The organism is Paenibacillus polysaccharolyticus (assembly GCF_900102085.1).
In the GTDB taxonomy this organism is placed as follows: domain Bacteria; phylum Bacillota; class Bacilli; order Paenibacillales; family Paenibacillaceae; genus Paenibacillus; species Paenibacillus polysaccharolyticus.
The window spans coordinates 328,370-355,151 of sequence record NZ_FMVM01000003.1; the positions used below are offsets into that span (position 1 = coordinate 328,370).

The following is a 26,782-nucleotide window of genomic DNA, read 5'->3' on the forward strand; positions in this document are numbered from 1 at the left end:
ACATGAGCCAAGAGCAACAGACACTACTACAACAAAAGATTACTTTCCACGGAGCAGGTGCGATGGCTGAAGCCATCGTGCGTGGGCTCATTTCCCGCCTTGTCGTTCGTCCTCAGGATATTACGATGCTGAATCGCAGCAACTTGAAACGTCAGGAGGAACTGAGCACCCGTTATGCCGTGCATACCGGAACAGCCTCAAAATCAATGGATATCCTTTCCTCTTCCCCTGTGATTGTGCTGTGTATGAAACCCAAAGATGCCGCTGCGGCGCTTCGTGAACTGGGACCCCTGTTATCCCCAAACCAGCTAATCGTATCCGTTATAGCTGGACTATCGATCCGTACGATGCAGAGCCTGCTTGGCCGCAAACAGCCGATTGCAAGAACGATGCCTAACACCTCCAGCACCATTGGACTTGGTGCCACTGGACTTGCTTTCTCTGCGGAGATTACCGATGAACAGCGTAGTACAGTCATGTCCCTTTTCGAAGCTGTAGGCATCGTAACGATTGTGCCAGAAGACAAACTCGAAGTGCTTACGGGTATTTCCGGCAGCGGACCTGCTTATGTATACTACCTAATGGAAGCCATGATTGCAGCCGGAATCCGCGGCGGATTGTCTGGTCAACAGTCTCGTGATCTAACCGTTCAGACGGTGCTTGGTGCAGCACGCATGGTGCAACAGACGGGCATGGAACCGATGAAACTGCGCAGTGATGTAACCTCGCCTGGAGGTGCAACACAGGCAGCTCTGAAAACGTTGGATGAAGGAGACTTCTTTGAAAATGTCATTGCGGCCGTGAGCCGCTGTGCAGAACGTTCTCGCGAGATGGGAGCTGCGTTGGAAGGAGATTTAAAACATGAATAACATGTGTACTGCCACATATCGTCTGCATGATGATCATGCCGATTTTTACAAAAAAGCTCAATCGATTGCCATAGGTATGACCGTGGGCAGCTGGACGGAGCTACCTCAGGCGCAGCGGGAAGCCATGCAAAAACATCTGGGTGAAGTGATCAAGGTCGAGGTACACGAAGCGGAAGGATTAGCACCTGGAGAACGTTATGCAGATATCACCATTGGATACCCGGATATTAACTTTAGTCAAGATATCCCAGCTTTGCTTGTCACCGTTTTTGGCAAAATCTCGATGGACGGACGCATCAAGCTGAATCATCTCGGATTTTCAGATAACTTCTTGCGCGCTTTCCCGGGACCGAAGTTTGGGCTGAGCGGTGTGCGGGATCTGCTTGGAGTTCATGATCGTCCTTTGTTGATGAGTATTTTCAAATCGGTTATTGGACTGAATGCCGAAGAACTGCGGGAGCAATTTATCCGTCAGGCTCTTGGGGGCGTTGATCTGATCAAAGACGATGAAATCCTGTTTGAGAACAAGCTTACACCGATTGAAAAAAGAGTTGAGGTCTGCATGAAGGCTGCCGAACAGGCTCGCCAAGAAACAGGCAAAAAACTTCTGTACGCCACCAATTTGACGGGACCTACCTCCCGTTTGAAACAACAAGCTGAACGTGCGATCAGTGCAGGTGCGAATGCGTTACTCTTCAACGTGCTCTCCTATGGTTATGATGTGTTGCATGAACTAAGCAGTGATCCTGACATTAACGTACCAATCATGGCTCACCCGGCACTTGCCGGTGCTTTGTATCCATCACCGCATTACGGTATTTCTGCGTCTGTTGTATTGGGCCAGTTGATGCGTCTCGCCGGTGCTGATCTCGTGCTCTTCCCTTCACCTTACGGTTCGGTTACGATGCCGAAGGAAGAAAATATGGCGATCACTGGGCAATTGCTCACATCTGATCTACCTGTAAGAACAAGTATGCCCGTGCCTTCAGCAGGAATTCATCCAGGACTTGTTCCGATGATTCTGAGAGACTTCGGCAAGGATGTGATCGTCAATGCCGGCGGTGGAATTCACGGACATCCCATGGGAACCGAAGCAGGTGGACGTGCGTTCTTGCAAGCCATTGAAGCCGCTGGGCGCTCCATTCCACTGGCCGAGTATGCTTCCGAGCACCCCGAGCTGAAAAGCGCACTTGATCTGTGGGGTGGAGAACGATGAGATCAGATAAGAAAACAGCAATTTTCTGTGATTTTGATGGAACCATTACGCTCTCAGACAACATTGTCGCCATTATGAAACACTTCAAACCAGAAGGTATCGATGCCATCATGAAAGACACGATTGAACAAAAAATATCTCTTCGCGAAGGGGTGGGAGCCATGTTTGCTCTCCTGCCTTCCTCGCGAAAAGATGAAATTGTTGAATTTGTTCTTGGACAAGCAGGCATTCGTGAAGGATTCCAAGCATTTCTGGAGTATGTTCGCAGTGAGGACATCGAATTTAATGTGACCAGCGGTGGCATGGGCTTCTTCATTGAGCCCTTACTCGCCCCCTTCGACATTCCGCAGGATCATGTATACTGTAACGGTGCAGATTTCTCCGGTGAACACATTCGCATTGAATGGCCGCATCCCTGTCAGCCCCCTTGCAACAACGGTTGCGGGATGTGTAAAACGACCGTCATTCGTACGTTTCCGGAAGAACAGTATAACCGAATTCTGATCGGAGACAGTCTAACAGACTTCGAAGGAGCTAAAATCGCTGATCTGGTCTACTCCCGCTCCATTCTGACGGATAAATGTGTGGAACTTGGTGTAGATCATGTGCCATTTACGACCTTTTATGACATCATCGAAGATATGAAGCAGAAGCAATTACAAGGAGTGCTGTAAAGATGGGTTTTGAAAAGATTACACTGGAACATAAACGTCAGGTTCTGGAAGAACTGGCGGATGTCAAAGCATTGTTCGCAAGCCGGAACTGGTTTCCCGGAACAAGTGGCAACCTGTCGATGCGGGTAGGTGAATTCGACCCGGAACAATTTTATTTTGCGGTGACCGCCTCAGGCAAAGACAAGTCCCTGCGTACGCCGGAAGATTTCCTTTTTGTTGATAAGGAAGGCAAAGCGATCGAAGCGACTACGTTGAAGCCGAGCGCCGAAACGTTGATTCACTGTGAAATCTATCGTTTAACCGGTTGTGGCGCGGTATTCCATGTGCATACGGTGTTTAACAACCTTATCAGCGAATTTTTCGGTGAAGATGGTCATGTGCCGATTCAAGGTATTGAATTGATCAAAGCCTTTAATATTTGGGAAGAAAATGCAGCCATTCGTGTTCCTGTTCTGCCCAACTTCGCACATATTCCTTCCATCGCTGAATTGGTACCGGGTGCACTAGACGCTAATGTTCCTGGAATTCTGCTGCGTAACCACGGGATTTATGCGTGGGGTAAGGATGCTTTTGAGGCGAAACGTCATCTGGAAGCTTTTGAATTTTTGTTCGAAGTGATGTACCGTCAGCTTTTGCTGAAAGGCGCACAAAAATAGATTATTAAAAAAACACACCAGCGGCTTGAGATCAGCCCTGGTGTGTTTTGCTTTTTATACTGTTTCTTGTAAACGAATCATCGTTTATCTCGATCCTTGAATAAAAAGAGACTTTCCAATTCATCATCCTTAGTGTGGTTCGCATTGGCCATCGATGCCTCAGCAGTAGACTCACGCTGTTTTCCAAATAACAACTTTAACCCACCAAAGATGAGCAAAAAGGAAACGATAACTGTGTTCAAATACGAACGAATCTCATACGTCAGAAACACATTCGGAAACATCTCGTTTAATTGCGGAATAATCAGGCGGATCGTTAAATAGTACAAACCGAGAGCCGCGATTCCCATCCCGATAAAACGCTGATGTTTAACCCAGTCTTTGAAGACCGGCTGATCATTAAGCGGTTCACGTCCATACCGACTTGAGCATTGAAGTCCGTCAAAGAAGCTATAGAACCAGATCAGTGGAATCATAAACAGGAACACAGATAAACGAAGCAGGTCCAGAATGTAGATGCTACCAAGGAACAAAAACATAAGTTGCAGACCTCTTTTTTGCAATCCGAGATACATATGCCCCGCACCCGGAAAAGCGGAGAGCAGTGTAGCCAGCACTTTGCTGCGCTTGCCCATAATTCTGCCTGTCTCGAGCTCTTCAAATAACGTTCGATCCTGTAACACTTCACCAGCCTGCTTGCGATGTACATGCTGGACCGCATCGAACATGCAGTATACCCAGATTACAGGCAGAATGAGCAAAAACATCAAAAATATAGATTCGTTTGTAATGGCGGATACGAACACCATCATGGCGAATGAACCAAAAAACGCGATCAAAAAGGATAAGCCCCGGTGAAGCAATCCAAGATGTAAATGTCCAAGACCAGGCACAAATGAAAGCAAAATGGTGAAAAAACGCTCCCCTTCACTTCCCTTACGGTACATGGGGTGAGGTCCCGTATAGGTTGCCCCACCAGGAAATCCGCCATATTCATGCTCACCCTCAGCACCCTGGCGATGCATGTCATTCTGATTTATAGCCCCCATTGGTCCTTGTTCTCTAACATAACCCTCTGGATAGGTTGAACCTTGATGATGTTCAGGATGACCATAATGCATACCTTGTCCGTTGTAATACATTTCTCGGACGGAAGGTGCAGAGAGCAACACAATAATCATGTCTAGCATACTGAGACACCAGATAAAGATCACACCTAATAATCCAAAGACTAGTAGATCCTTATCACCGACCAAATAGGTCAGCATGACAAAACCAATGCCCGTTCCAAAAAATAATAACGGGTAAACTACAGCTCGGGCCGTTCGCCGCCAATAGAGGAACCCAAGCCCAGGGAACAGATTTAATAAAAATGCAAGTAATTTATTACGATCTGAATGCACAGTCGTCATCCTTTCTATTCAGGCCATGTGAAACCAATCAAGGTTTGGGTTTGAAATTATCCAGCCATGAGGTAGCTGCCTCAGTCCATTTCTCGGTAAATGAGCCTGAAGTGTCACCTTCTTGGAATTTATGATAAGGGGCCACCTTGTCAAACAGTCCGGAAGAGAGAAAAATCAATGTTAAACAGGCTGCTACAGCGTAGTGAAATACTCTATGTTCAAACCATCGGCGGTTTCGTTCACCTCTAGAATGTCGTGTCTTGCCATCGGGCGCCATACTCTCAATTCGCTTCATGACGGAGTCTGTAAAATCAACTGAATTCGGTAATGCAGGGTAGTTTCGCTCCATATCTAAAGCTTCAAGATAATCTTGCATTGCGTCTGGTTCATTCAGAAGAAACTGCTCCATCAGAATCGCCTGTTTGCCGCTGATTCGGCCTTCGATATAATCCGTCCATTGCTGGATGGTATACATTTCTTTTTTACTCACGCCACTCTTCCTCCTTCCAATGATTTCGAATCCACTGTCTAGCCCGGTATAACCTTGATTCAACCGTTTTTACAGCAACCTGAGCCTCATGGGCAATTTGCTCATAATTTTTCTCGCTCAGATAATAAGCGGTAATAATATCCCGGTGCTGGGCAGGCAGCTGATTAATCCGCTCACGAAGTTTCTCCTGCCGTTCTTCACGAATGACACGGGCTAGAACGTCTTCATCCCGTCCAGGCAGATTAACTACCATTTCATCTCCGCCCAGATCTTCAGCACTCCGTCTGCCCAGCTTGCGTTTGGCATCAATAGCCTTGTGAAAAGCAATCCGTGTGATCCACGTCTTGAACCCTTCGGATCGGTAGTCGGGGAGAGATTTATAAATCTGAATGAACGCCTCCTGAGCGGCATCCTGTGCATCCTGATCGTTACGTAAGACAGAATACGCCACATGATAGACATGCTGACTGTATTTGTCGATCAGAACACGCATTTGAGATGCATCCCCTTGACGGATTTGTTCAATTACGAGCGCTTCGTCAATAACTCTCCCCTCCTCTCCAATTCTATAGACGACGACTGGTCAACTGACCCCTGCAATTTTTATTAACTTTTTATAATTAGTATTCCTTGGGGTATTGAAGTTATATTTCTTGCTCCGACTGAAAGACCAGTTAAACTATTAAAATCCCCTCGAAAAAACGTGATATAGATTTAAATATAGCTAATAAGAAGTATATTATGGAGCAAAATAATATCAAAAAACAGGCACAGAATGAATTCTGGCCTGTTTATTTAATTTAACGTCCGCCATTGCGGAAACGTTGCGTATACGCTTTAGCATCCTGTACATTTTTAACACGATTCCTGCTCCACTCCAGCAAAATTCGGTCGATGTACCTGAAATGCACTTTTCCTGCAAATACCGCTTCCTTCAAAGCCATCAGAATAAGTTCTTCCTGATAGCGATCCTGATCCAGCCAGCTGGAGATCGTTTCACACTCCATTGGCGAGAGAGGACGACCAAATTCTTTTTCAAAAATAGAGAACATATTTCGCTCTTCCTCTTCTTTTTGAACACTGTTCGAATCTGGGCGTGAAGTATTGGCTTTTTGTTGTTCTGACCGGGCATGAGCTGCATCTTCCGCTGTACACATCGCAAGCTTGGCATACAAGCCGTGCAGGTCATAACGTTCATACTGAATATCCCGTTCTTCGTCCCGATGCTCATCTATCGTAATGTATCCATCCCTCATCAGACGCTGCAACATTCTGGCAATGCCTTCAGGAGCAAGTCCCATTCGTGTAGCAAGCTCTTCAAGGGTTGGAAATTCATTGAATTCCGCCTGACGGAAGCCCAGTAATTGAATGAGAAGCAGAACCTCAGTATCGGACAATCCAAGCTGATGATAAAAACGTAGTAAGGCGTACGGTAGTTGAGCAGTACCTGAAGCCATACCGTAAGCTGCACCGCTTAACCAGGCTTTGGAGGACGCGTCTTCCATATACTCTTTTCCGTTAAGCATTAAGGGTACAGACGATAGAGCATACGAGGGAATGCAATAGTCTCACGAACATGGTCAAGTCCACAGATCCAAGCTACCGTGCGCTCCAATCCCAGACCGAAACCGGAGTGAGGAACCGATCCGTATTTACGCAGATCCAGGTACCATTGGTACGCTTCATCCGAAAGGTTGTGCTCTTCAAAACGCTGTTGCATCAGTTCTGGATCATCGATACGCTGCGATCCACCAATGATCTCGCCATAACCTTCCGGCGCAATCATGTCCGCACAGAGAACTACTTCAGGGCGATTTGGATCTGGTTTCATGTAAAATGCTTTGATTCCAGCTGGGTAATGCGTAATAAATACAGGAGTGTTGTATTTTTCCGCAATCGCTGTTTCATGTGGTGCACCGAAATCTTCGCCCCAAGGAATGTCAAAGCCTTGTCCATTCAGGAACTCAATCGCTTCGTCATACGTAATACGGGGAAACGGAGCTGTAATGCCTTCCAGTTTGGAGACGTCACGTCCGATAGACTCGAGCTCAGCTCGGCAATTTTTCACCACGGATTGAACAACATGTGCGATGAATTTCTCTTGTACGCGCAAGCTTTCCTCGTGATCGACAAATGCCATCTCCGGCTCAATCATCCAGAACTCAATCAGGTGACGGCGAGTTTTGGATTTCTCTGCACGGAAGGTCGGACCGAAGGAATATACTTTACCAAGCGCCATCGCTGCGGCTTCCATGTACAATTGTCCACTTTGTGTCAGGTACGCATCCTCATCAAAATATTTGATATGGAACAGGTTGGTTGTTCCTTCAGCAGATGAAGGTGTCAGGATCGGAGGGTCCACCTGTGTGAATCCGTTACCATCAAAAAACTGCTGAACAGCACGAATAATCTCTGCACGAATCACCATTACGGCACGTTGCTTGGTGGAACGAAGCCACAGATGGCGATGATCCATCAAGAAATCCACACCATGCTCTTTCGGTGTAATAGGATAGTTTTCTGTCAGATGAATGATTTTCACGCCAGTAACGGTCATCTCATACCCGGACGCGCTCCGTGGCTCTTCACGGATAATACCTGTCACGTAGACAGAGCTTTCCTGGGTCAGGCTTTTGGCATCATTCCAGATGTCTTCACTAACTTCACTCTTAACCACTACACCTTGAATATATCCAGTTCCATCACGAAGTTGCAAAAACTGAATTTTACCGCTAGAGCGTTTGTTATTAATCCAAGCGCCGATGGTAACTGTCTCACCCACGTGCTCGTTCACATTACGAATTACACAATTCGTATCCATGCCCATATCTCCCCTTGGTTCCATAAATTTGAAAATGCAGCGGACAGGTTCGCACCTGCCCTCTGCACTTCATTGTCATCCTGTATTTACTTTACAGTTAGATTACTTAGAATTCAATACGATTCGGTGTGTATCTCGTGCGATGACCAATTCTTCGTTCGTAGGTACGACAAGAACGTCCACTTTTGAATTTTCAGTTGTAATGCGGCGTGGCTCGCCGGAACGGATCGCATTTAATGCTTCATCCAGTTCAACGCCGAGGTATGTCAATTGCTCACATACTTTCTGACGAAGAACAACGGAGTTTTCACCCACACCAGCTGTAAATACGATCACGTCTACACCGTTCATCGCCGCAGCATAAGAACCGATATATTTACGCAAACGATATTCATACATTTCAAATGCCAGCGTCGAATTAGGCTCGCCTTTTTCCATGCCTTCTGTAATTTCACGCATATCACTGCTGATTCCGGAAATCGCCAAAAGTCCGCTGTGTTTGTTCAACATGGAGCTAACTTCACTTACGCTAAGTTCTTCCTTGTTCATAACATAAGGCACAATCGCTGGATCAAGGTCACCACTACGCGTTCCCATCATCAGACCTTCAAGTGGAGTCATACCCATCGATGTATCCACGGATACGCCGCCTTTAACAGCAGTTACACTACCACCGTTACCTACGTGACAAGTGATGATTTTCAAGTCTTCCACCGGACGACCGAGATACTCGGCTGCCGCTTTGCTTACGTAATCATGGGAGGTACCATGGGCGCCGTAACGACGTACTTTGTATTTTTTGTAAAGTACACGTGGAATAGCATATAGATAAGCATGTTCAGGCATCGTTTGGTGGAATGCTGTATCAAACACCATTACCTGAGGCACACCTGGCATATTCAATTCCGCCGCACGGATACCCATCATTGCTGCCGGGTTATGAAGCGGAGCTAAGTCAAACAAACGACGGATTTCCGCTTTTGCAGCGTCGTCTACCAGTGAAGATTCTTTAAACGCTTCACCGCCGTGTACTACACGGTGACCTACAGCCTGAATTTCACTAACAGAAGCAACGACGCCGTGTTCCTTGTGTGTCAACAAATCAATGACTTTACGAATCGCAGTCGTATGTTCTAGAATCTCACTAACTTCCGTAACTTCCTCACGGCCAGTCGGTTTATGTGTCAGAATGGAAGAATCCATCCCGATTCGCTCTACCAGACCTTTTGCAAGTACCGATTCATCTTCCATGTTGTACAATTGATATTTGAGCGAGGAACTCCCCGCGTTAATTACGAGTATATTCACAGACGGTCACCATCCTTGTCGTACTTGAAGAATCCTTCTCCTGATTTTACGCCCAGATGACCTGCGCGCACCATTTTTTTCAGGACAATCGAAGGACGATATTTCAGTTCTCCGAATTCACGGAACATTCTTTCGAGGGCTGCTTCAACGGAATCAAGTCCGAAGCGGTCAGCCATTTCAAGCGGTCCATGTTGGAAATTATAACCGATACGCATTGCATCATCGATGTCCTCAGCAGAAGCTACACCTTCTTGCAGGACATGAAGCGCTTCGTTGATCAGCAAGCAGATCAGACGGGAGGTTACAAATCCAGGGGATTCATAGATCATAACGCCTTTTTTGTCTACGACTTCTTCAACAAAGCGGCGAGTTTCTTCAAATGTAGTATCGGATGTTTTCAGACCACGAATAATCTCAACAAGATCAACCCGGGATACCGGGTGAATAAAGTGCATACCAATAACACGCTCCGGGTACTTGGTCGAGCTTGCAAGCTCGGTCAAACTCAGCGTGGACGTGTTACTTGCCAAAATCACATTGCTTGGACATACCTGATCCAATTGATTAAAGACTGCTTTTTTAGCTTCCAGATCTTCCGAGATCGTTTCAATAACCATATCGCAAGAGCCCAGTTCAGCCAAGTGCGCTACTTTCGTAATACGGGAGAGAATCAATTTCTTCTCCGCTTTGGTAATCGCCCATTTCTCGAGCTGTTTATCCAAATTGGTTTCAATCATGTCATATGCATGATCAAGCTTCTTAGTCGTATGCTCCACTAGAAGCACATCAAGTCCTTTGGCTGCGAGCATCTGGGAAATTCCTTGCCCCATCGTACCGCCGCCGACAACTCCTATTTTTTTGAAAAACATGGTTCTGCTCCATCCTTTCGGTTCTCTATTTCTCTATTGTACCCTGTTCGCCGAAAATTACAAATTTCGACCCAACAACTAATAATATCTTAGCACGACTGAAATGTAAAAAAAAATAACCAGCATAAAGAAATTATGCTGGTAAACGTGCACTGTCACGAAATTGACAACGAAATTGTTCTCCTGACAAAACTTCCTCACGCATCAGAATGTCGAGTGAATTGTCGAAAATTGACCGTTGCTCTTCAAGCCGGCGTTTCGTCTGCTCCATCAGTTCCTGAAGAATAACTTTATTTTCTCTCATCAGTTCTTCGGTAGTGACCATATCCATATTTACAATCCCGAGTGACGTCAAACCGGAAGCCATCATCGTCTGTACAACATTCGTCGCTTGTTCAAAGTCATTGCGTGAACCTGTAGAACGGCCACCATAGTACATTTCTTCGGCGGCTGCACCACCCAGTGCAATCATGATCTGCTCCTCCAGAAAACGTTTCGTATACAGAAACTGCTCCTGTTGCGGGTTATGACGCACGTACCCAAGTGCCTGTCCACGCGGACTAAGGGCTACCTGGCTTACGCTCCCTGGACGCACAAGCTCAGCCATAATGGCATGTCCAAGTTCATGAATGGCCACTCTCTTCTTTTCCTCAACGCTCGACTCGCGATCGGTTTTCTCACCCATCATCACTTTGTCAATCGCAAGAGATAAATGACGCTGTTCGATGGTAAGCAAGCCCTCACGCATCGCATAGATCGCAGCTTCATTCATGACACTTTCGAGCTGTGCGCCTGAGAAACCGTAAGACTCTTCCGCTGTTTTTTCCAGGCTCACGCCCTGTGTAAGTGGTTTGTTCACTGCATGTAGCTCCAAGATGTGTTTTCTACCTTTTTTATCTGGTAGATCCACCTGAATATGACGGTCAAAGCGCCCTGGACGTGTCAGTGCACTATCGAGCATCTCTTTACGGTTGGTAGCTGCAATCAGCAATATTCTAGGCGTATCGGATGTGTAGATACCATCCATCTCCGTCAGCAATTGATTTAAGGTCTGATCATACTCACGTTGCTGTCCGCCTTCACGTTTACCACCGATCACATCAATCTCATCAATAAAAATGATCGCATTTTCCTTGTTTTCCTTCGCTGCCCGTGTTCTGGCATCCTTAAACAAATCCCGAATTCTGCTGGCACCTACACCGACATACATTTCAACAAACTCACTGCCTGATGCAGCTACGAATACCGAATCCGTGTAGTGAGCCGCGGCTTTAGCCATCAACGTTTTCCCTGTTCCCGGAGGACCAGTCAGCAAAATACCTTTCATTGGCCTTATCCCAAACTTCTGTATTTCTTCATGACGGATCAGAAAGTCAAGCGCCTCTCTTAATTCCTGCTTGGCACTGTCCTGACCTCCAATTTCTTCGAACGTCAGTTTTGAAGGTCCTTTTTTCTTCCGTTTACGCTCTTGTCCAGCACCAACCGTAATCCCGCCGCGCATCTGCATCATGAATAACAACCCACCAACCAACAATGCTGCGATCAGAATCGGAACAATATTCACACCGATAAAAGCAAGAAAAATGATAACAACTGGGACAATTCCTATGGCTGCTTCTTTTGTCCATTTAGGCATTAGGCCACACTCCTATCTGACCGGGTACACGCGGCAGTATAATAAACTTGCTGGCTTCTCCGTCTCGCAGACTTACATAAACATTGTTGTCATCCATCGCCGTATTGACTTGAATTCCTCCTGTAGCCATCTTGGACAACGTCGGAGTAATCTCGGCGTATTGTTTGTTCTCCATCGCCTGGGCTACGGTAAACATGGCATCTCCCCACCAGTTTTCAAGCGCCTCATTGGAGTGGTCTACAACATCCAGTTTGAGCGCTCGGGAGCCGATCAGGTTCTGTCCTTCTCTATGAATATATTGCACCAGTCTACCTAAATCTACATTTGGCTTTAAATCAAGTTTCATTTGTACATCATTGCGGTTAATAGTTAACTGAACGCTATTAACACCTTCGTACTGAGTAACCATCTTTTCAATCGGACTCTGTACGGCTACTTGACGGTATATGAACCAACCTCCAAACAACAGGACGGCAGAAACTACGGCGGTCAGAACAATAGGCAATACTTTCAGCTTCAAATGAATTACCCCTCCCAAAATGAGCCCGTCCTTAATCTACAGGCTTGTATATTTAGCTGTACATCATGTCTGCAACGTTTATTGCAGATTTATTTGCGTTGTTCGTTAACTCCAGTACATATCTGAGTATATCACATCGTATATACAATTTCGAAGGCGAAAATATGAATAAATTAATAATTTTAACTATTTCATTTGATGTTCAATGGTTGGAATGCCAAAAAACCGGCAGTCGGTATCCCGTCTGCCGGTTTTTTGGCTTATTGTTATGTGCAACTATCTATGAATTGACCGTTTTATTCATCATCATAACGGAAGAAGATGTATGAAGTCAGCTGTTCGGTAAAGTATATACCAGATCGACTTGCTCTCCGTTGCTAAATCGGTAAAAGCGATAATAGTTATGCGTATCATCGTTATAGTACACTTGCCACACATAGATATTGTTCACAACACCTGGCATGATCCGTTTGATCTCACCGCCTGGAACGTCTGAGCTGAAACGGTTGCGAATCTGCGTTTCGGTCATCCCGTTCTGCAATAACTCACTGTGCACACCTGCCGCGCCTTGTACAGGCTGATTGTTATTATCAAACTTAACCCAGACCATAATGTCCTGATTATCTTTGTTTTTAGCTGTCATCGTCCAGTATATGTTGTCAGCGCCACTCTTTTCGCCCCACACGTACTTCCGCAGTTCATCAGGTGCTGTAATGCCCAGCTGGTTCTGTGCCGATTCAATCGCCAATGCTTCTTCCTGCCGCTGATCCTGCGTAACATAGACGTAATATCGCTGAAGCCCAATCAAGATCAGAACGAGAATGAGCAGCGATATCCATATCCACTTCTTTTTTTTCTTCAAGTGTTGAACTTCCTTTCCCTAAAAGTGCGCATTGAAGTTGCCTCTTAACGCGCAAGCAATTGATCAAAGGCCAACTGGGATTCCCGCAAAATGCGCTCTTCATCCAGTGTTAAACATTCACCATGTTTTACGACTTGTTTGCCATCCACCCATACATGTTCCACATCTTTCGCCGAAGCCGAGTAAATTGCATGTGAAATCAAATCCGTGTGTGGATAGAAGTGAGCCTGTTCAATGTTGAGTGCAATAAAATCAGCCTTTTTACCAACTTGCAAAGCTCCAGTATCGTTCAGGAAGATGGACTTCGCACCGTAAGCTGTTCCAAGAAGCAACGCTTCCCCGGCAGGTACGGCGGTAGGATCACCGGATACTCCTTTATGAATTAAAGCTGCAAGTCTCATTTCCTCAAACATATCCAGATTGTTGTTGCTTGCCGGTCCGTCTGTTCCCAAAGATACAGTAACTCCTGCTTTCAACAAAGCGGGAACACGAGCTACACCCGATGCAAGCTTCAAATTACTACCCGGATTATGCGATACAGCGACATCATGACGTGCCAAGATTTCGATCTCTTCATCGTTGAGATGCACAGCATGCGCTACGAGTGAAGGACGTGAGAAAAAGCCATGCTTCTCCAAATGTGCCACTGGACGCATGCCATAATCTGATACATTCTGCTCCACTTCACGAAGCGTCTCTGACATGTGCGTATGGAGAGGCAGGTTTAGATCATGCGCAACTTGAACAAGCTTCTCTATGTAATCTGGAGGGCATGTGTAAGGCGCGTGCGGAGAGATTACGGTTGTGATGCGTCCATCCGCCTGTCCATTCCATTCACGCGCAAACGCAGCGGACTCTTCGAGCTTTCGCATCTGCTCTTCTTCGGAGCACAATCCAATGACACCGCGAGCCAGCGCAGCTCTTGCTCCTGACTGTTCAACCACTTTTGCTACCTGATCCATGTGGTCATACATGTCCAGGAAAGCTGTTGTTCCGCCTTTTAACATCTCAAGCACCGAAAGGGATGCTCCCCAATACACGTCCTCAGAAGTCATTTTGGCTTCCATTGGCCACATTTTTTCTTGTAACCACACTTGCAATGCCAGGTCATCACCATGACCTCGAAGCAGAGACATTGCCGCATGACCATGCGTATTGATCAGACCCGGCAGGAAGAGCAGTCCTTTTCCATCCACTTTAGGCAGGTTCTCGTCACCATCCGGCAGCGTCTCACCAATATGCACAATCTTGTCATTTTCAACGACCATATACCCTTGAATCACTGTCCAATTGGCACCTTCATTTACAGCAAATTTACCATTTTGGATTACCCATTTATTCGTTGTTGTCATCAAGCTCATCTTCCTTCCCGTTCTCCAAATAATAAGCCAAACTGAGCAAATCCGTTGTAAAGTCTGCATGATGAATCCGCACATGTGAAGGCGTTTTTAGAATCGTCGGTGCAAAATTCAGGATCGCCTCAATGCCCGAATCAATCAGTTGATCGGCAACATTCTGAGCTTCCGTGTCCGGCACCGTGATGATCCCGATACGAATGTTATCTTTCTGAACCGCTTCTGTAAGTTCTTCCATAGGTTTGACCGTCAGGCTATTAATTTTACTGCCAATCTTAGGCCCAAACGCATCAAAAATTGCGACAATTTTCATATTGTCCTTCAAATAAGCATTATAATTCGATAAGGCATGTCCGAGATTACCGGCCCCTACCAGAGCCACATTAATTTGCTGATCAATTTTCAAAATGTGACGAATCTTCTCGATCAGGTAAGACACATCATACCCGATTCCTTTACGACCAAAATCACCGAAATAAGCTAAATCTTTACGGATTTGAGCTGGATTCAAATCCAGTCGCTGTCCTAGCTCCTGCGAGGAAACCGTTGTCACCTCACGCTGAACCAACTCGTTTAAATAACGCAAATATACAGGCAGACGCCGTACTACCGCTTCTGATATTTTATCCGATTTCATCCTTGCTCCCCCTTACCATCGCCACGATTAAATAAATATTGAAAAGATGAGCATTCTGTATACATGCAATATCCATGCATGATGTCCTCATACAGAATGCCCGAATTATTAGGATTATAAGTTCATTAAAGCGCTGCCCTGTTCGAACTTTGTGAAGTCTTCTTCAAAGTTTAACGCCATGGTGAAGTCCAATGCAATGTTATAGCTTTACATCGTAATTATTTTTGAGTTTCTGCAGGTCGATCTAACCATTCAGCAATACGGGGAACCATCTGTTCTGTCAGCATATGCTCCATCTTTGGTCCAGGTAGCGAATACAGGAAGTACTTGCCGTAATAAGCTTCAATTACACGCGTATCATACACAATGACGATTCCGCGATCTTTGCCTGTCCGAACAAGCCTGCCGAACCCCTGCTTGAAGCGAATGACTGCCTGTGGCACAGAAAGCTTCATAAATGGATTTTTCTTCTGCTCTTGCAACAGTTCACTCTTCGCTTCCAGAAGCGGATGGTTAGGCGGCTGGAAAGGCAGTCTCACAATCGCAAGACAGGTCAGCGCTTCACCCGGAATATCCACGCCCTCCCAGAAGCTACTCGTACCCAGCAGGACTGCTGCTTTGGCATCCTGGAAGCGTCGGGTCAACTTCGAACGATTCCCGCTGTCAACACCTTGCCCCAGTAACGAGATGTCATTCCCGGACAAAGCCTCTTTCAGTGGTTCATAGACTTGTCGAAGCATTTTATAAGAGGTAAACAGCACCATCATACGTCCTTGAGTTGCAATCGCCGTCTCAGCAAGAGAGTGCACCAGCATCTGTACAAAGTGCGCGTCCCCTACGCTCCCCTTCAGACTCGGGAAATCCCGCGGGATTACTAACAAAGCTTGTTCCCGATAATTGAATGGGGAAGGTAGCATCGAGGTCAGAAGCCGATTATTGTCGGCAGCTTCCTGCAAACCCAGTTGCTCAATCATGAACTGGAATGACTTATCCACCGACAGCGTAGCCGATGTAAGCACAACGCTTTTCTTTTTATCGAAAAACATCTCTTTCAATTGCGCGCTCACATCCACCGGAACAGCGTATAGCTGGAGTGACTTGCTACGGAACTGTCCGCTGGCCTCCATCCAGTACACGGTCTTGGCATCATCCATACGCATAAAGAATCTTAAATTCTCCTTCATCGTCGTCAGATCTTTCAAGAGCCCGGTGATATCAGTGATCAGACTGTCGGACTGATAATCATCCTGATCTTCTTTTACTTCGAGCAACAGTTTGTCACCCTTACGAACCAAATCACCCAATGTCACATAGATCTGGTTCTCCAAATCCTGCAACTCCTGCCACTTGGCAGGCTTCTGAGACGCTTTAAGCCGCAGCGAGAACTGTCCGGTCTCCCCTGGAGAAGCATCGCTCCGTTCAGGCAGAAGACCAAACAGAGCATCGCTCAGACGATCCCACATTTCCTTCACTTCAACGGCAAGGGGAAACATCTGATCTACCATTGAACCCCACTGTACACCGTTCTCGTGCCCTGACAACTGAGAGCGAAGCATGGGAAGCTGGCCATTACGACTATCTTTGAATAAACGGGTCAGTGTGTGTACGAGCGTAAAATACTTCATGTGAAGCCCCAAATGTTTACCCGCTACATCTTCAAGATGGTGCGCCTCATCAATGACCAGACTTTCATAAGCTGGCAACAGCTGATGAGCAGCCTTCACGTCTGTAAACAGTTTGGAGTGATTGGTAATCACAATATCAGAAAGCCCCGCCTCATGTTTCGCACGATGATAAAAGCACTTACGGAACCACGGACAGGATCTACCGAGGCAAGACTCGGACTCGCTTTGTACCGTTTCCCAGAAGTCTCCTCCGCGTGCACTGAGGTTCAATTCTTCATCGTCACCCGTTTCGGTTTGGGTCAGCCACACGATCATTTGTGCTGCCGTGAAGTAGTCCTCTTTCGGCGTAGCAAATTCACGTTTGTTGATTTTCTGTTCGAATTTACGAAGACAGAGATAGTGGCCTCTCCCCTTGAATACGGAAGCTTTGAACGGAAAAGGAACTACCTGCGTCAGCATCGGAATATCCCGCTCGCGCAGTTGTTCTTGCAAGTTAATGGTGTGAGTGCTTACCATCACCTTCTGTTCTTGTTTTACACTTTCGTAAATAGCAGGCAACAAGTATCCCAGGGATTTCCCTGTTCCCGTTCCGGCTTCCAGCAAAAGATGTTTCTCTTCATCCAGCGCCTGCCGTACACTGCCAAACATCTGTGTCTGTGCTTCACGCTCTTCATAATGATCCAGTGTCTCTTTGAGGTTCGCGCGCACCTGATCCATAAACTGATCAAAGGTCACACCTTCCAGCGGGTTCGCTTCTCTTTCATCCCGAGGTGCACCAATTTCCGTCCAGTCACTGACGTTAAGCGCCAGCTGACGGTAATACGTATGACCATCCAGGTCCTGAATCGGTTCTGCTTCCTTCTCTGCACGTAGTCCGTCGAAAAACCAGCCCAGATCACTGTCCTCTGGTGCAAACAGATCGCTAAGCCGCTGGATTGTAATTAACGGCAGCTCTTTAAGCTCATCAAGACATTTAAGCAAAACATGGGCTGTTGCCAGTGCATCACTGTCTGCCTGATGGGGGCGGTCATGTTCAAACCCGAATTCGGCTGATACATAACCGAGCTGATATGAACCCAGCGATGGAAATGTAATTTTTAAGAAATCAATCGTATCCAGAATACGGCCTGTAAAAGGCAAATAACCACATCGATCAAGCGCATTCTGTAAAAAATGAAAATCAAATGCAACGTTATGGCCCACTAACACCACATCGTCAAGAAGCGGTACCATCTCCATCATCATCTCTTCAAGAGACGGAGCATCCGCGACATTTTCCTCTGTAATTCCGGTCAACCCTGTAATAAATGGCGGAATTGGAACACCCGGATTTACATAAGAACTATATATTTGAGTTATGCTGAAGTCATGGTCTATGATGGCAAGTCCGGCCTGTATGATCTCACCGTCGGACTGCGTGCCGGTTGTTTCGAAATCCAAAACGGCAAATTTCATTGCAATATACGATCCCTTCCATTCCAGTCTATGTTACAGCATAGCAAAAAAAAGGACATTTGAAAATTAACTGACAAAAAAGCGGTGTTTCCGCCGCTATGCCATAGGAGGAAACACCGTTCTTTTGTTGCCACATGTCTTTTTCAATTCAGGGCAATTTGGGCATGTCTTGAAACAGACTGAAGTGCAAGTGCAGATTTTCAGACACACCCTAGCTGGTTTGCGTATTGCAGTTTACCTCTGTTCAGCCTGCAAACTTCCATGTTGTACAGAGGTTCGGTCAACGTCGGGTCATACTGAAGGGCCTGTGCGAACAGGGAGCATGCTGCTTCTGGATTGGAGAGCTTCGCTTGGATACAGCCCAGAGCATTACATACAAGGCCTTTGAGTCTTGCTGATCCCTTAAGTAGCATAATCTGCTGTAAATGGGTTTCAGACTCATAAATCTGCTCCAGACTTAAGTGTGCGAGTGCCAGATAAAAACGGGCTAAGGCACTATCCGGGTAATCGTTCACAACCCGTAAGAATTGATCAATAGCCTGCGGATACATTTGTAGCTTAAAATATCCTTGGCCGCGGCTGAAGCATTCAAGATGAAGTTCAGGCAAAGCTGTCACTGCTTCCTGCTCCGGCTCAAGTGAAGCCGGTTTGTCCAGCTCCCTTTCCCGAATCTGACTCATCTTTTCTTCAAACATCAGCCATTCATCCAGCATCCCGTCACTCATTCGTTTGAGCAAATTCCATTTTTGTTGCAGCTCCTGTTTGTTCAGACCTTCAGCGGAAGGATAGCTCTTGATAATTTCATCTAACATGTCGTTCATTTCGGCGAAAACATGCTGGAACATCGATGCATCCCCACCCTTGGAAAATGAATTAGTGCAGTGACCTGTACTCATTTTTTGCTGGATGGGCCGATTTCATTCCCCTTCCCAGTCGATTACAAGATCGTGGCGTGAACTTCTTTCTTCATCGTCTGAACCGGTTTGTTCTGACTGTCCACAAACACCACGGTAGGTTTATGCGTATTCGCTTCTTCCTGTGACATCATGGCATAAGAAATGATAATGACTGTATCTCCAGGCTGTACAAGACGAGCGGCAGCACCGTTCAGACAGATGACGCCACTGCCGCGAGGTCCTGGAATTACATAAGTCTCCAGCCTTGCTCCGTTGTTATTGTTCACAATTTGCACTTTTTCATTTTCCATTAAATCCGAAGTTTCCATAAGGTCTTCATCAATGGTAATGCTACCCACATAGTTCAAGTTGGCTTCCGTTACCGTAGCACGGTGAATCTTGGATTTCATTAGAGTTCTAAACATGGGACAACACCTCCATTTTTTGAATACGTATATTGTCAATCAATCTTGTTTTCCCAAATTTCACGGCTAGTGCAATTAGCAGATCATCATATGCATTCAATTCCTCTTGGTCTGCAAGAGGCTCCAGACTTGGAAAAGCCTGAATCTCGGCATAATCAATGACAGCATGCGCAGATTTGCCAATATGTTCATGAAGCAGACGACGAATGTCTTTCGCTGTAACGGCTGTTCCAATCTCCACCGACTCCTGTGCGGCGCGCAGTGCCTGAGACAAGACCAAAGCTTCCTGACGTAGCTCTGCGCTCAAATAGACATTACGGGAGCTGAGCGCCAAACCGTCCTGCTCACGAACGATAGGACAAGGGATAATGTCCACTGGCATATTCAGATCATGTACCATTTGCTCAATAACGGCCACCTGCTGTGCATCCTTCATCCCAAAAAAGGCTTTCTGCGGTTGCACGATGTTAAACAGTTTCGATACTACGGTAGTCACCCCGTTAAAATGTCCTGGCCGGGATGCGCCACATAAGCGCTCTGTAATCCCGGATACTGCAATCGTCGTTTGCGTCGGCTGGGGATACATCTCTTCCACCGAGGGAATAAATACGATATCTACCCCTTCAGCACGAGCCGTTTCAAGATCGCGCTGTTCATCCCGCGGATAACTTTCAAAGTCTTCATTCGGGCCAAACTGTATCGGATTAACGAAGATGCTTAGAACAACGATGTGGCTCTGTTCTCTCGCTGCTTTCATCAGACTGGCATGGCCTTGATGAAGGTATCCCATGGTGGGCACCAGTCCAACGATCGTTTCTTCGGAATGGATCGCTTGCTTTTTTCGCATCAAGCTTAGTTCCCGTCTTAACTCTGTGATCGTGCGTATGACTTTCATCAGCGAATTTCCACCTTTTCTTTACGTTGTCCATACAATCCATCCAGCACGCCATCCGCTGCACTGAAAACATGCTCTTCGGCCGGGAAGGAACGATCCTTCACTTCTTTTACATACGTTTCAATACTGCTGCGAATCACACTTCCTACATCACCATAGGTTTTGACAAATCGTTTAGGCGTGTATGGTGAAGCATATTGAACCACATCATGAAAAACGAGCACTTGACCGTCACATCCCCGCCCTGCACCAATGCCAATGGTCGGAATCGACAATTCCTTCGAGATTGCCTCGGCCACTTCTTCCGTCACGAGCTCGAGCACGATGCCGAAAGCCCCTGCGGCTTCAAGCGCTTTGGCTTCATCCATCAGACGTTTGGCATCTGCTGCATCCTTGCCCTGAATCCGGTAACCACCGATCTGATTCACCGATTGTGGTGTTAATCCAATATGTCCGAGCACAGGCACACCCGCTTGCACAACAGCCTTGACTGTCTCTGCAATCTCAACGCCGCCTTCCATTTTGACCGCATGGGCATGACCTTCCTGCATCAAGCGACGAACACCTTTCAATGTTTCATCAACGCTACCGTGATACGTCATAAAAGGCATATCTGCAACGATAAACGTGTGTTCCGCTCCACGCACAACCGACCGAGTGTGGTAGACCATATCATCAATCGTGACTGGCAAAGTTGAGTTATAACCAAGGACAACATTACCTAAAGAGTCGCCCACCAAAATCATGTCAATGCCGGCTTCTTCGGCGAGCAGAGCAGTTGGATAGTCATAAGCTGTAATCATGCTAAGCGGGATGCCATCTTGCTTGTATTTTTTCATCTTCACAATGTTTAATGCTTGTTTGTTTGCCATTTGTCTTGTGCCCCTCTCACCTTTTCAATTAAACGCAACAAAAAAACCTTTTAGTTTTCCACTAAAAAGTCCCGAAAAGTCAAAAAAGAGTCACTTGCGATCGTCCCTTCTGTCTCGGTCCTCTTCGGCTCAGAGCAGAATCCAACAACACATTTGTTCTTATTCCATTTTTTCCTTGCTATTGCTGTCCTACTTGTCTACGTAAAACGCATCAAGCAGAACTAAGGTTACTGCTCATCGGAGTGCAGCTCGGTCTTTACAGCCCGATACCGCCTCACGAAAACAGTATACCAAAGTTCTGCTCAAAGTTCACGTCTTATGTTCGAGATCATTCAAGAGTTTTCGACAAAATATCAGCTTTTCCAAGTCACTTCGCCAGATATGATCAGTTCGCGTACCCCATCCTGCTTCTCAACTACCAGTGCTCCCGAAGAGTCCAGCCCTACAGCTGTTCCCTCAATCACACCGTGAGGATTGGTTACAGTCACCTTCCGATTTAACGAAACGGACAACGCTTCCCATATTGAAGATATAACTCCAAATCCCTCTTTTTGATATAAAAAATAAAGATGTTCCATTTCCGTTAAAATAGCGGCTGCCAGCCCCGTCCGATCAATAGCTTGCCCTGTTTCAATCTGAATCGAGGTGGCAATCTGTTGCAAGTCTTCCGGATAATCCTGAGAATCGAAATTTACATCTACGCCAATGCCCGCAATGCAATATCGAACCTGATGATCTTCCACCGCAGATTCAAGTAAAATGCCACATATCTTACGGTCATTAATCAACAAGTCATTCGGCCATTTGATGCCAGCCTCTGCACCAGTATAAGCTCGAATCGCTCGACATACAGCTACACCAGTCATAAGGGTAAGCTGGGGCGTATGTTGCAACGGTAATTCGGGGCGTAGCAGCACGCTCATCCAGATCCCTTTTCCAGGAGGGGAGAACCACTTGCGGCCGAAACGCCCCCTGCCGCCAGTCTGTTCTTCAGCAAAAACCACCGCGCCCTCACTCTCGCCCTCTTCTGCCAGCTTAAGAACATCAGCCTGTGTAGATGACGTTGAGGACAGCATGATCGCTTTACGGCCAAATGTCGTCGTCTTCAGAGCAAGTTGGAGAGCTGTCTCATCAATGCTTTCAGGTCTCGTGATCAGACGGTACCCTTTACGGGAAACGGCTTCAAACTCATAACCCATCTCCCGTAATTTATTGACATGTTTCCATACGGCGGTTCGGCTGATGGACAGATGCCGGCTAATCTCCTCGCCCGACACAAACTGTCCGTCAGCATGAAGTAACATATGTAATAAGTCCTCATGCTTGGTCATTCGCAGCCACCCGTTTCACTTCAGCACTTAGTGTTTCATACTGATTCTTTATATTTCCAATCGCCGTTTCCCTGAGCAGATGTTTCATGAGTTGTCCGAGCCAAGGTCCACCTTTGCGCTCCACTAATTGCAACACCTGTTCACCAGTGATTTCGAGTTCTTTTATTGCGTGGACTGGCATGGATCGGCTCCAGTCTGCCGCGAGAGTTTGAACTTTAACGAGTCGATCATGTGTCTGTTCAGAACCTTCACGCCACTGTTTCGGCAATTGCTCTTGCAAGAGCAGCCAGTCGTTAGCCGCCTGAGCACCACAATGGAGTACGGACACAATCCAGTTTTCCCGCAGCCCTTGATCATCTTCGCACTGCTCCACAAAATCAGTCACCAGTTGCTCCATCTGAAGCACACCCGTAATTCGAACACGTTGTTCGTTGGAAAATGTCCACAGCCGCAATAACTTGTCTGCTTCTTCCCGGTTGTATCCACCAGCCAGCAACACACACGACCATCGAAGCAACACATGTTCTCCTGCCAAATGTTGCAAGCCAGTTAACAAATCTTTATTAAACCTGGAAGAATCCACTGGTGCTTTGACATATTCTAGCGCTCTGCTGCGAAATAACAATTCCAATCCTTTGAGCGGATGAGGACCTGCCATCATTTTTACCATCTCGGTACGAACACGTTCCATCGCAATATGCCGGAGCAGTTCGCGTTGATCAACGAGTCCCTTCCATGTATTGTACGCAATCCTGAAATTAAAGACGGAAGCGAACCGAACGCAGCGCAACATACGCAGAGCATCCTCACCAAAACGCTCAACCGCCAGGCCTACACAACGCACAAGCTCTTGTTTAATATCAACTTGTCCGCCAAAAGGATCAACTATAGCTCCCTTCACGTCCATTGCAAGAGCATTCATGGTGAAATCACGCCGCTCTAAATCTTCCTTGATGTCTTGAACAAACTGCACTGCTGCAGGCCTGCGATTATCCTTATATTCCGACTCTGTCCGAAAGGTCGTCACTTCAAAGTAATAGCCGCCAGAGCGGACCGTCACAGTCCCATGCTGTAATCCCGTAGGAATACAATCATCAAAGAGAGCCATAACTTGCTCGGGAGAAGCAGAGGTCGTAATGTCCATGTCGTCCACGGCACGCCCCAATATTTCATCCCGAACACAGCCGCCAACCCAATAAGCCTCGAAGCTATGTTCATTTAATCGAGTAAGGACATTCTCACTTTGTTTTGCCATTTCATCATCTGCTTGTGTCCATTGAACCACCACATATCACCTCTTCTCTTGCCAGTTGTGGTTCCCCACACTTAACCGCAAACGGGATTGAGACTGGGGATTTCTCTTCCAAGCACACGATAATATATCTTTTCATATTCCTGCCGAATGGAGTCATTGCAGAAATCATGATGTGCACGATGAAGGCAAGCCTCCCGGATATCGGCAGCCAAACGCTCATTCGTCAGAAGACGAATCGCATTCTCAGCCATAGATTGGGTATCCCCGATCGGAGAGAGGAATCCTGTTTTCCCATGCAATACTAGTTCCGGAATACCGCCAGCCTGCGAACCAATCGTAGGCACACCACATGCCATCGCTTCAAGTGCTACCAGACCAAAGCTCTCTTTCTCGGATGGAAGCATTAAAATGTCGGCCATTGATATCACCTGAGCCACATCATCCTGTCTGCCCAGGAAATGAACCTTTTCACTCAAGCCCAGTTCTTTAATTTTACACTGAATTTTGGGCAAGTCTGGGCCTTCACCCACAAACAACAACTTCGCGGGAACCTGCTCCTGAACTTGACGGAATACTTCCACTACGTCTTGTGTTCGCTTGACTGGACGAAAGTTCGAGATGTGCATCAGTATTTTTTCATGAGGGGCAGCATAATCACGTCGCAGACTCGCTGCATCTCTTGGATAATAAACACGTTTATCAATAAAATTATAGGTCAGGTCAATCGGACGCTGAATATCCAGTAGTTCAACCGTCTCCCGAATCAAATCCTGAGAAACAGCTGTTACCGCATCACTTTCATTGATCGCAAGACGGATCAGATCTTTCAACGATTCATCCTGAGCAAGTACCGTAATATCCGTCCCATGCAGGGTTGTAACCACTTTCAGATTGTCTCCGACCATCTGTTTGGCTAGAAATGCACATACCGCATGCGGTACAGCATAATGCACATGTAGCAAGTCTAGCTGTTGAGCCTTTGCCACCTGAGCCATCTTGGTTGCTAAAGACAGGTCATACGGAGGATACCGAAACACGTAATAATCGTTAACCTCTACTTCATGATAAAAGATATTCTTCTGAAACTTTCCTAATCTGAACGGAATGCTGTTCGCAATAAAATGAACCTGATGTCCCTGTTCGGCCAGCAATTTGCCGAGTTCCGTTGCGACAACCCCGGATCCTCCGAGGGACGGATAACAGGTGATTCCGATTTTTAGCTTTTGATCCATCGGGTTGGACGCTCCTTTGATCTCCCGCATATTGCAGGTTGATATCATGCAACGGAAATTGATTGATGTCATGATTTGTTTATGGTCTGTTTATATAACTAGACCTATTATAATTCACACGTCCACTCCGATGAAAGAATTACCTGCTAATCGCTGTTATCCCCAGATTTTTTGGATTCCCTTTTGCTAAAGGGGAAAATCCGGTGATGAGCCTATGCTTACAAAGTAGCTTTCTTTCAGGAAGCTTTTAGGCGAGCGCTTCGCTTTTTCAGGTATTTTCTGTCCTCTCCGTTCAAGTGTGAATATATGGTTCTATCTATATACAGAGGTAGCGCCGTTTAGACGCCAAACTGTTTCACTACATAAGGCGTTATCGTTGCAAATCCTTCTGCAAACGGGATTAAGCTACGTTGTCCAAGTAAGGAATCACGTGCCCTCACTCGTTCGATATAACCTTGATTCAGCGGTGTAGATACGATGCCTGCACCCTGCTCGAACTGAGATCGATAACAGCGAAGCGAGGCTTCCTTTTGTTCATAGTGTTCCGTAATATCCACAATCAAATCCGTAGGACCGATATCGTTGATAAAGTAAAAATAAGTTTCCTTCACTTGTACAGCTGGCATGTCCGGCATATAATTTCGAAGCTTCGCGTTAAATACCGCTTCTTGCACGAGTTTGCTACACATAATATGATCGGGATGCCGATCCTCCCAGTAAGGTGCAAAAACAATTCGAGGTGCATGTCTGCGAATCTCAGCGGTAACCGCTTCTACATGTTCTGGTGTAACATACAGCCCCCGGTCAGGTAATTCGAGATTTGTTCGACACGAAAGACCGAGGACGCGTGAGGCTTGCTCCGCTTCCTCGGTTCTACGCTCCACGGTGCCATTGGAGGACATCTCGGCACGAGTCAGGTCACATACGCCTACCTTTAACCCGGCAGCCGTATGTTTCGCAATCGTTCCAGCCATGCCAATCTCGGCATCGTCCGCATGTGCACCGAAGATAAGAATATCTAGACTCATTGAGAGTCACCTGTATTCAATCCAGCGTCCGGCTTATACTTATGTACGAGTTCCCTCCAGGCAAAATCGCCGCGGTCAAGAGCTTTAACAAGGATCTCGGCTGTTGCAATATTGGTAGCCAGTGGAATGCCCTGAACATCGCACAGGCGAAGCAGTGCATTAATGTCCGGCTCATGGGGTTGTGCCATTAACGGATCACGAAGGAAAATGATCAGATCCATCTCGTTTTGTGCAACCAACGCTCCAATCTGTTGGTCTCCCCCAAGTGGCCCTGATTCAAAACGATGAATCTGCAGGGATGTACCTTCCATAATACGAAGACCTGTCGTACCTGTTGAATATAATTGATGGTCTGTAAACACAGGCTCATAGGCCGTAACGAAGTTTACCATTTCTTCTTTTTTACGATCGTGGGCAATAAATGCGATTTTCAACATGACAATCTTCAATCT

Annotated in this window: 26 protein-coding genes; 4 read left to right on the forward strand and 22 right to left on the reverse strand. The window is 46.5% G+C overall.

Going from position 1 to position 26,782, the window contains the following annotated elements:
• Window positions 1-2 precede the first annotated feature (2 nt).
• Genes proC through BLQ13_RS06140 form a run of 4 tightly spaced genes read left to right on the forward strand, consistent with a single transcriptional unit; the run spans window position 3 to window position 3,415 of the window.
• The gene (gene proC / locus BLQ13_RS06125) at window positions 3-869 is read left to right on the forward strand and encodes a pyrroline-5-carboxylate reductase (RefSeq protein ID WP_186811616.1); all 867 of its coding nucleotides are present in this window, start codon (window positions 3-5) and stop codon (window positions 867-869) included.
• Entirely contained in the window at window positions 862-2,085 is a 1,224-nt protein-coding gene (locus BLQ13_RS06130; RefSeq protein WP_208606755.1) for a 2,3-diketo-5-methylthiopentyl-1-phosphate enolase, read from the forward strand. Before proC ends, BLQ13_RS06130 begins: the two co-directional genes overlap by 8 nt.
• Complete coding sequence (locus BLQ13_RS06135; protein ID WP_090917125.1) at window positions 2,082-2,759, forward strand: 2-hydroxy-3-keto-5-methylthiopentenyl-1-phosphate phosphatase; 678 nt, start codon at window positions 2,082-2,084, stop codon at window positions 2,757-2,759. Before BLQ13_RS06130 ends, BLQ13_RS06135 begins: the two co-directional genes overlap by 4 nt.
• A 2-nt stretch (window positions 2,760-2,761) precedes the next feature.
• On the forward strand, window positions 2,762-3,415 hold the full coding sequence (locus BLQ13_RS06140; protein WP_090917127.1) for a methylthioribulose 1-phosphate dehydratase: 654 nt from the start codon (window positions 2,762-2,764) through the stop codon (window positions 3,413-3,415).
• Between the two features lie 77 nt (window positions 3,416-3,492).
• Here BLQ13_RS06140 and BLQ13_RS06145 read toward each other — a convergent pair whose 3' ends face one another.
• The 22 genes from BLQ13_RS06145 to mgsA form a co-directional block, all read right to left on the reverse strand.
• A complete protein-coding gene (locus BLQ13_RS06145; RefSeq protein WP_090917130.1) occupies window positions 3,493-4,827 on the reverse strand; it encodes a multi-tm2 domain protein in 1,335 nt (444 codons plus the stop codon).
• A gap of 28 nt (window positions 4,828-4,855) precedes the next feature.
• Entirely contained in the window at window positions 4,856-5,308 is a 453-nt protein-coding gene (locus tag BLQ13_RS06150) for a hypothetical protein (protein ID WP_090917131.1), read from the reverse strand.
• Window positions 5,301-5,801: an RNA polymerase sigma factor gene (locus BLQ13_RS06155; RefSeq protein WP_090917132.1), complete on the reverse strand. Its 501-nt coding sequence runs from the start codon at window positions 5,799-5,801 to the stop codon at window positions 5,301-5,303. Before BLQ13_RS06155 ends, BLQ13_RS06150 begins: the two co-directional genes overlap by 8 nt.
• A 307-nt stretch (window positions 5,802-6,108) precedes the next feature.
• Window positions 6,109-6,813: a DnaD domain-containing protein gene (locus BLQ13_RS06160; RefSeq protein WP_090917134.1), complete on the reverse strand. Its 705-nt coding sequence runs from the start codon at window positions 6,811-6,813 to the stop codon at window positions 6,109-6,111.
• A gap of 20 nt (window positions 6,814-6,833) precedes the next feature.
• The gene (asnS, locus tag BLQ13_RS06165; RefSeq protein ID WP_090917136.1) at window positions 6,834-8,129 is read right to left on the reverse strand and encodes an asparagine--tRNA ligase; all 1,296 of its coding nucleotides are present in this window, start codon (window positions 8,127-8,129) and stop codon (window positions 6,834-6,836) included.
• A gap of 102 nt (window positions 8,130-8,231) precedes the next feature.
• Complete coding sequence (locus tag BLQ13_RS06170) at window positions 8,232-9,437, reverse strand: acetate/propionate family kinase (RefSeq protein ID WP_090917138.1); 1,206 nt, start codon at window positions 9,435-9,437, stop codon at window positions 8,232-8,234.
• Entirely contained in the window at window positions 9,434-10,306 is an 873-nt protein-coding gene (locus tag BLQ13_RS06175) for a 3-hydroxyacyl-CoA dehydrogenase family protein (RefSeq protein ID WP_090917140.1), read from the reverse strand. Before BLQ13_RS06175 ends, BLQ13_RS06170 begins: the two co-directional genes overlap by 4 nt.
• A 133-nt stretch (window positions 10,307-10,439) precedes the next feature.
• Window positions 10,440-11,942, reverse strand: coding sequence for an AAA family ATPase (locus BLQ13_RS06180; RefSeq protein WP_090917142.1), 1,503 nt, complete (start codon window positions 11,940-11,942; stop codon window positions 10,440-10,442).
• Window positions 11,935-12,462, reverse strand: coding sequence for a hypothetical protein (locus BLQ13_RS06185; RefSeq protein WP_090917144.1), 528 nt, complete (start codon window positions 12,460-12,462; stop codon window positions 11,935-11,937). Before BLQ13_RS06185 ends, BLQ13_RS06180 begins: the two co-directional genes overlap by 8 nt.
• Window positions 12,463-12,793: 331 nt before the next feature.
• Window positions 12,794-13,324 (reverse strand): DUF5590 domain-containing protein, encoded by a 531-nt coding sequence (locus tag BLQ13_RS06190; protein ID WP_090917146.1) that lies wholly within the window; start codon window positions 13,322-13,324, stop codon window positions 12,794-12,796.
• Between the two features lie 44 nt (window positions 13,325-13,368).
• Entirely contained in the window at window positions 13,369-14,676 is a 1,308-nt protein-coding gene (locus BLQ13_RS06195; RefSeq protein WP_090917148.1) for an amidohydrolase, read from the reverse strand.
• Window positions 14,660-15,316 (reverse strand): redox-sensing transcriptional repressor Rex, encoded by a 657-nt coding sequence (locus tag BLQ13_RS06200; protein ID WP_090917150.1) that lies wholly within the window; start codon window positions 15,314-15,316, stop codon window positions 14,660-14,662. Before BLQ13_RS06200 ends, BLQ13_RS06195 begins: the two co-directional genes overlap by 17 nt.
• 218 nt (window positions 15,317-15,534) lie before the next feature.
• Window positions 15,535-18,396 carry an ATP-dependent DNA helicase DinG gene (gene dinG / locus BLQ13_RS06205; protein ID WP_090917151.1) on the reverse strand — a complete coding sequence of 954 codons (2,862 nt, stop codon included), beginning with the start codon at window positions 18,394-18,396 and terminating at the stop codon, window positions 15,535-15,537.
• Window positions 18,397-18,596: 200 nt separating this feature from the next.
• Window positions 18,597-19,241: a tetratricopeptide repeat protein gene (locus BLQ13_RS06210; RefSeq protein ID WP_090917152.1), complete on the reverse strand. Its 645-nt coding sequence runs from the start codon at window positions 19,239-19,241 to the stop codon at window positions 18,597-18,599.
• A gap of 92 nt (window positions 19,242-19,333) precedes the next feature.
• Entirely contained in the window at window positions 19,334-19,717 is a 384-nt protein-coding gene (panD, locus tag BLQ13_RS06215; protein WP_090917154.1) for an aspartate 1-decarboxylase, read from the reverse strand.
• Window positions 19,710-20,612: a pantoate--beta-alanine ligase gene (gene panC / locus BLQ13_RS06220; protein ID WP_090917156.1), complete on the reverse strand. Its 903-nt coding sequence runs from the start codon at window positions 20,610-20,612 to the stop codon at window positions 19,710-19,712. Before panC ends, panD begins: the two co-directional genes overlap by 8 nt.
• The gene (panB, locus tag BLQ13_RS06225) at window positions 20,612-21,484 is read right to left on the reverse strand and encodes a 3-methyl-2-oxobutanoate hydroxymethyltransferase (protein WP_090917158.1); all 873 of its coding nucleotides are present in this window, start codon (window positions 21,482-21,484) and stop codon (window positions 20,612-20,614) included. The genes panC and panB overlap by 1 nt, the downstream gene beginning before the upstream one ends.
• Window positions 21,485-21,837: 353 nt before the next feature.
• Window positions 21,838-22,815, reverse strand: a complete 978-nt coding sequence (locus tag BLQ13_RS06230; protein WP_090917160.1) for a biotin--[acetyl-CoA-carboxylase] ligase — start codon at window positions 22,813-22,815, stop codon at window positions 21,838-21,840.
• Window positions 22,802-24,100 carry a CCA tRNA nucleotidyltransferase gene (locus BLQ13_RS06235; RefSeq protein ID WP_090917162.1) on the reverse strand — a complete coding sequence of 433 codons (1,299 nt, stop codon included), beginning with the start codon at window positions 24,098-24,100 and terminating at the stop codon, window positions 22,802-22,804. The genes BLQ13_RS06230 and BLQ13_RS06235 overlap by 14 nt, the downstream gene beginning before the upstream one ends.
• A gap of 41 nt (window positions 24,101-24,141) precedes the next feature.
• Complete coding sequence (gene bshA, locus BLQ13_RS06240; protein WP_090917164.1) at window positions 24,142-25,302, reverse strand: N-acetyl-alpha-D-glucosaminyl L-malate synthase BshA; 1,161 nt, start codon at window positions 25,300-25,302, stop codon at window positions 24,142-24,144.
• Window positions 25,303-25,640: 338 nt separating this feature from the next.
• Window positions 25,641-26,330, reverse strand: a complete 690-nt coding sequence (gene bshB1 / locus BLQ13_RS06245; protein ID WP_090917166.1) for a bacillithiol biosynthesis deacetylase BshB1 — start codon at window positions 26,328-26,330, stop codon at window positions 25,641-25,643.
• Window positions 26,327-26,767 carry a methylglyoxal synthase gene (gene mgsA / locus BLQ13_RS06250; RefSeq protein ID WP_090917168.1) on the reverse strand — a complete coding sequence of 147 codons (441 nt, stop codon included), beginning with the start codon at window positions 26,765-26,767 and terminating at the stop codon, window positions 26,327-26,329. The genes bshB1 and mgsA overlap by 4 nt, the downstream gene beginning before the upstream one ends.
• Between the last annotated feature and the right edge of the window lie 15 nt (window positions 26,768-26,782).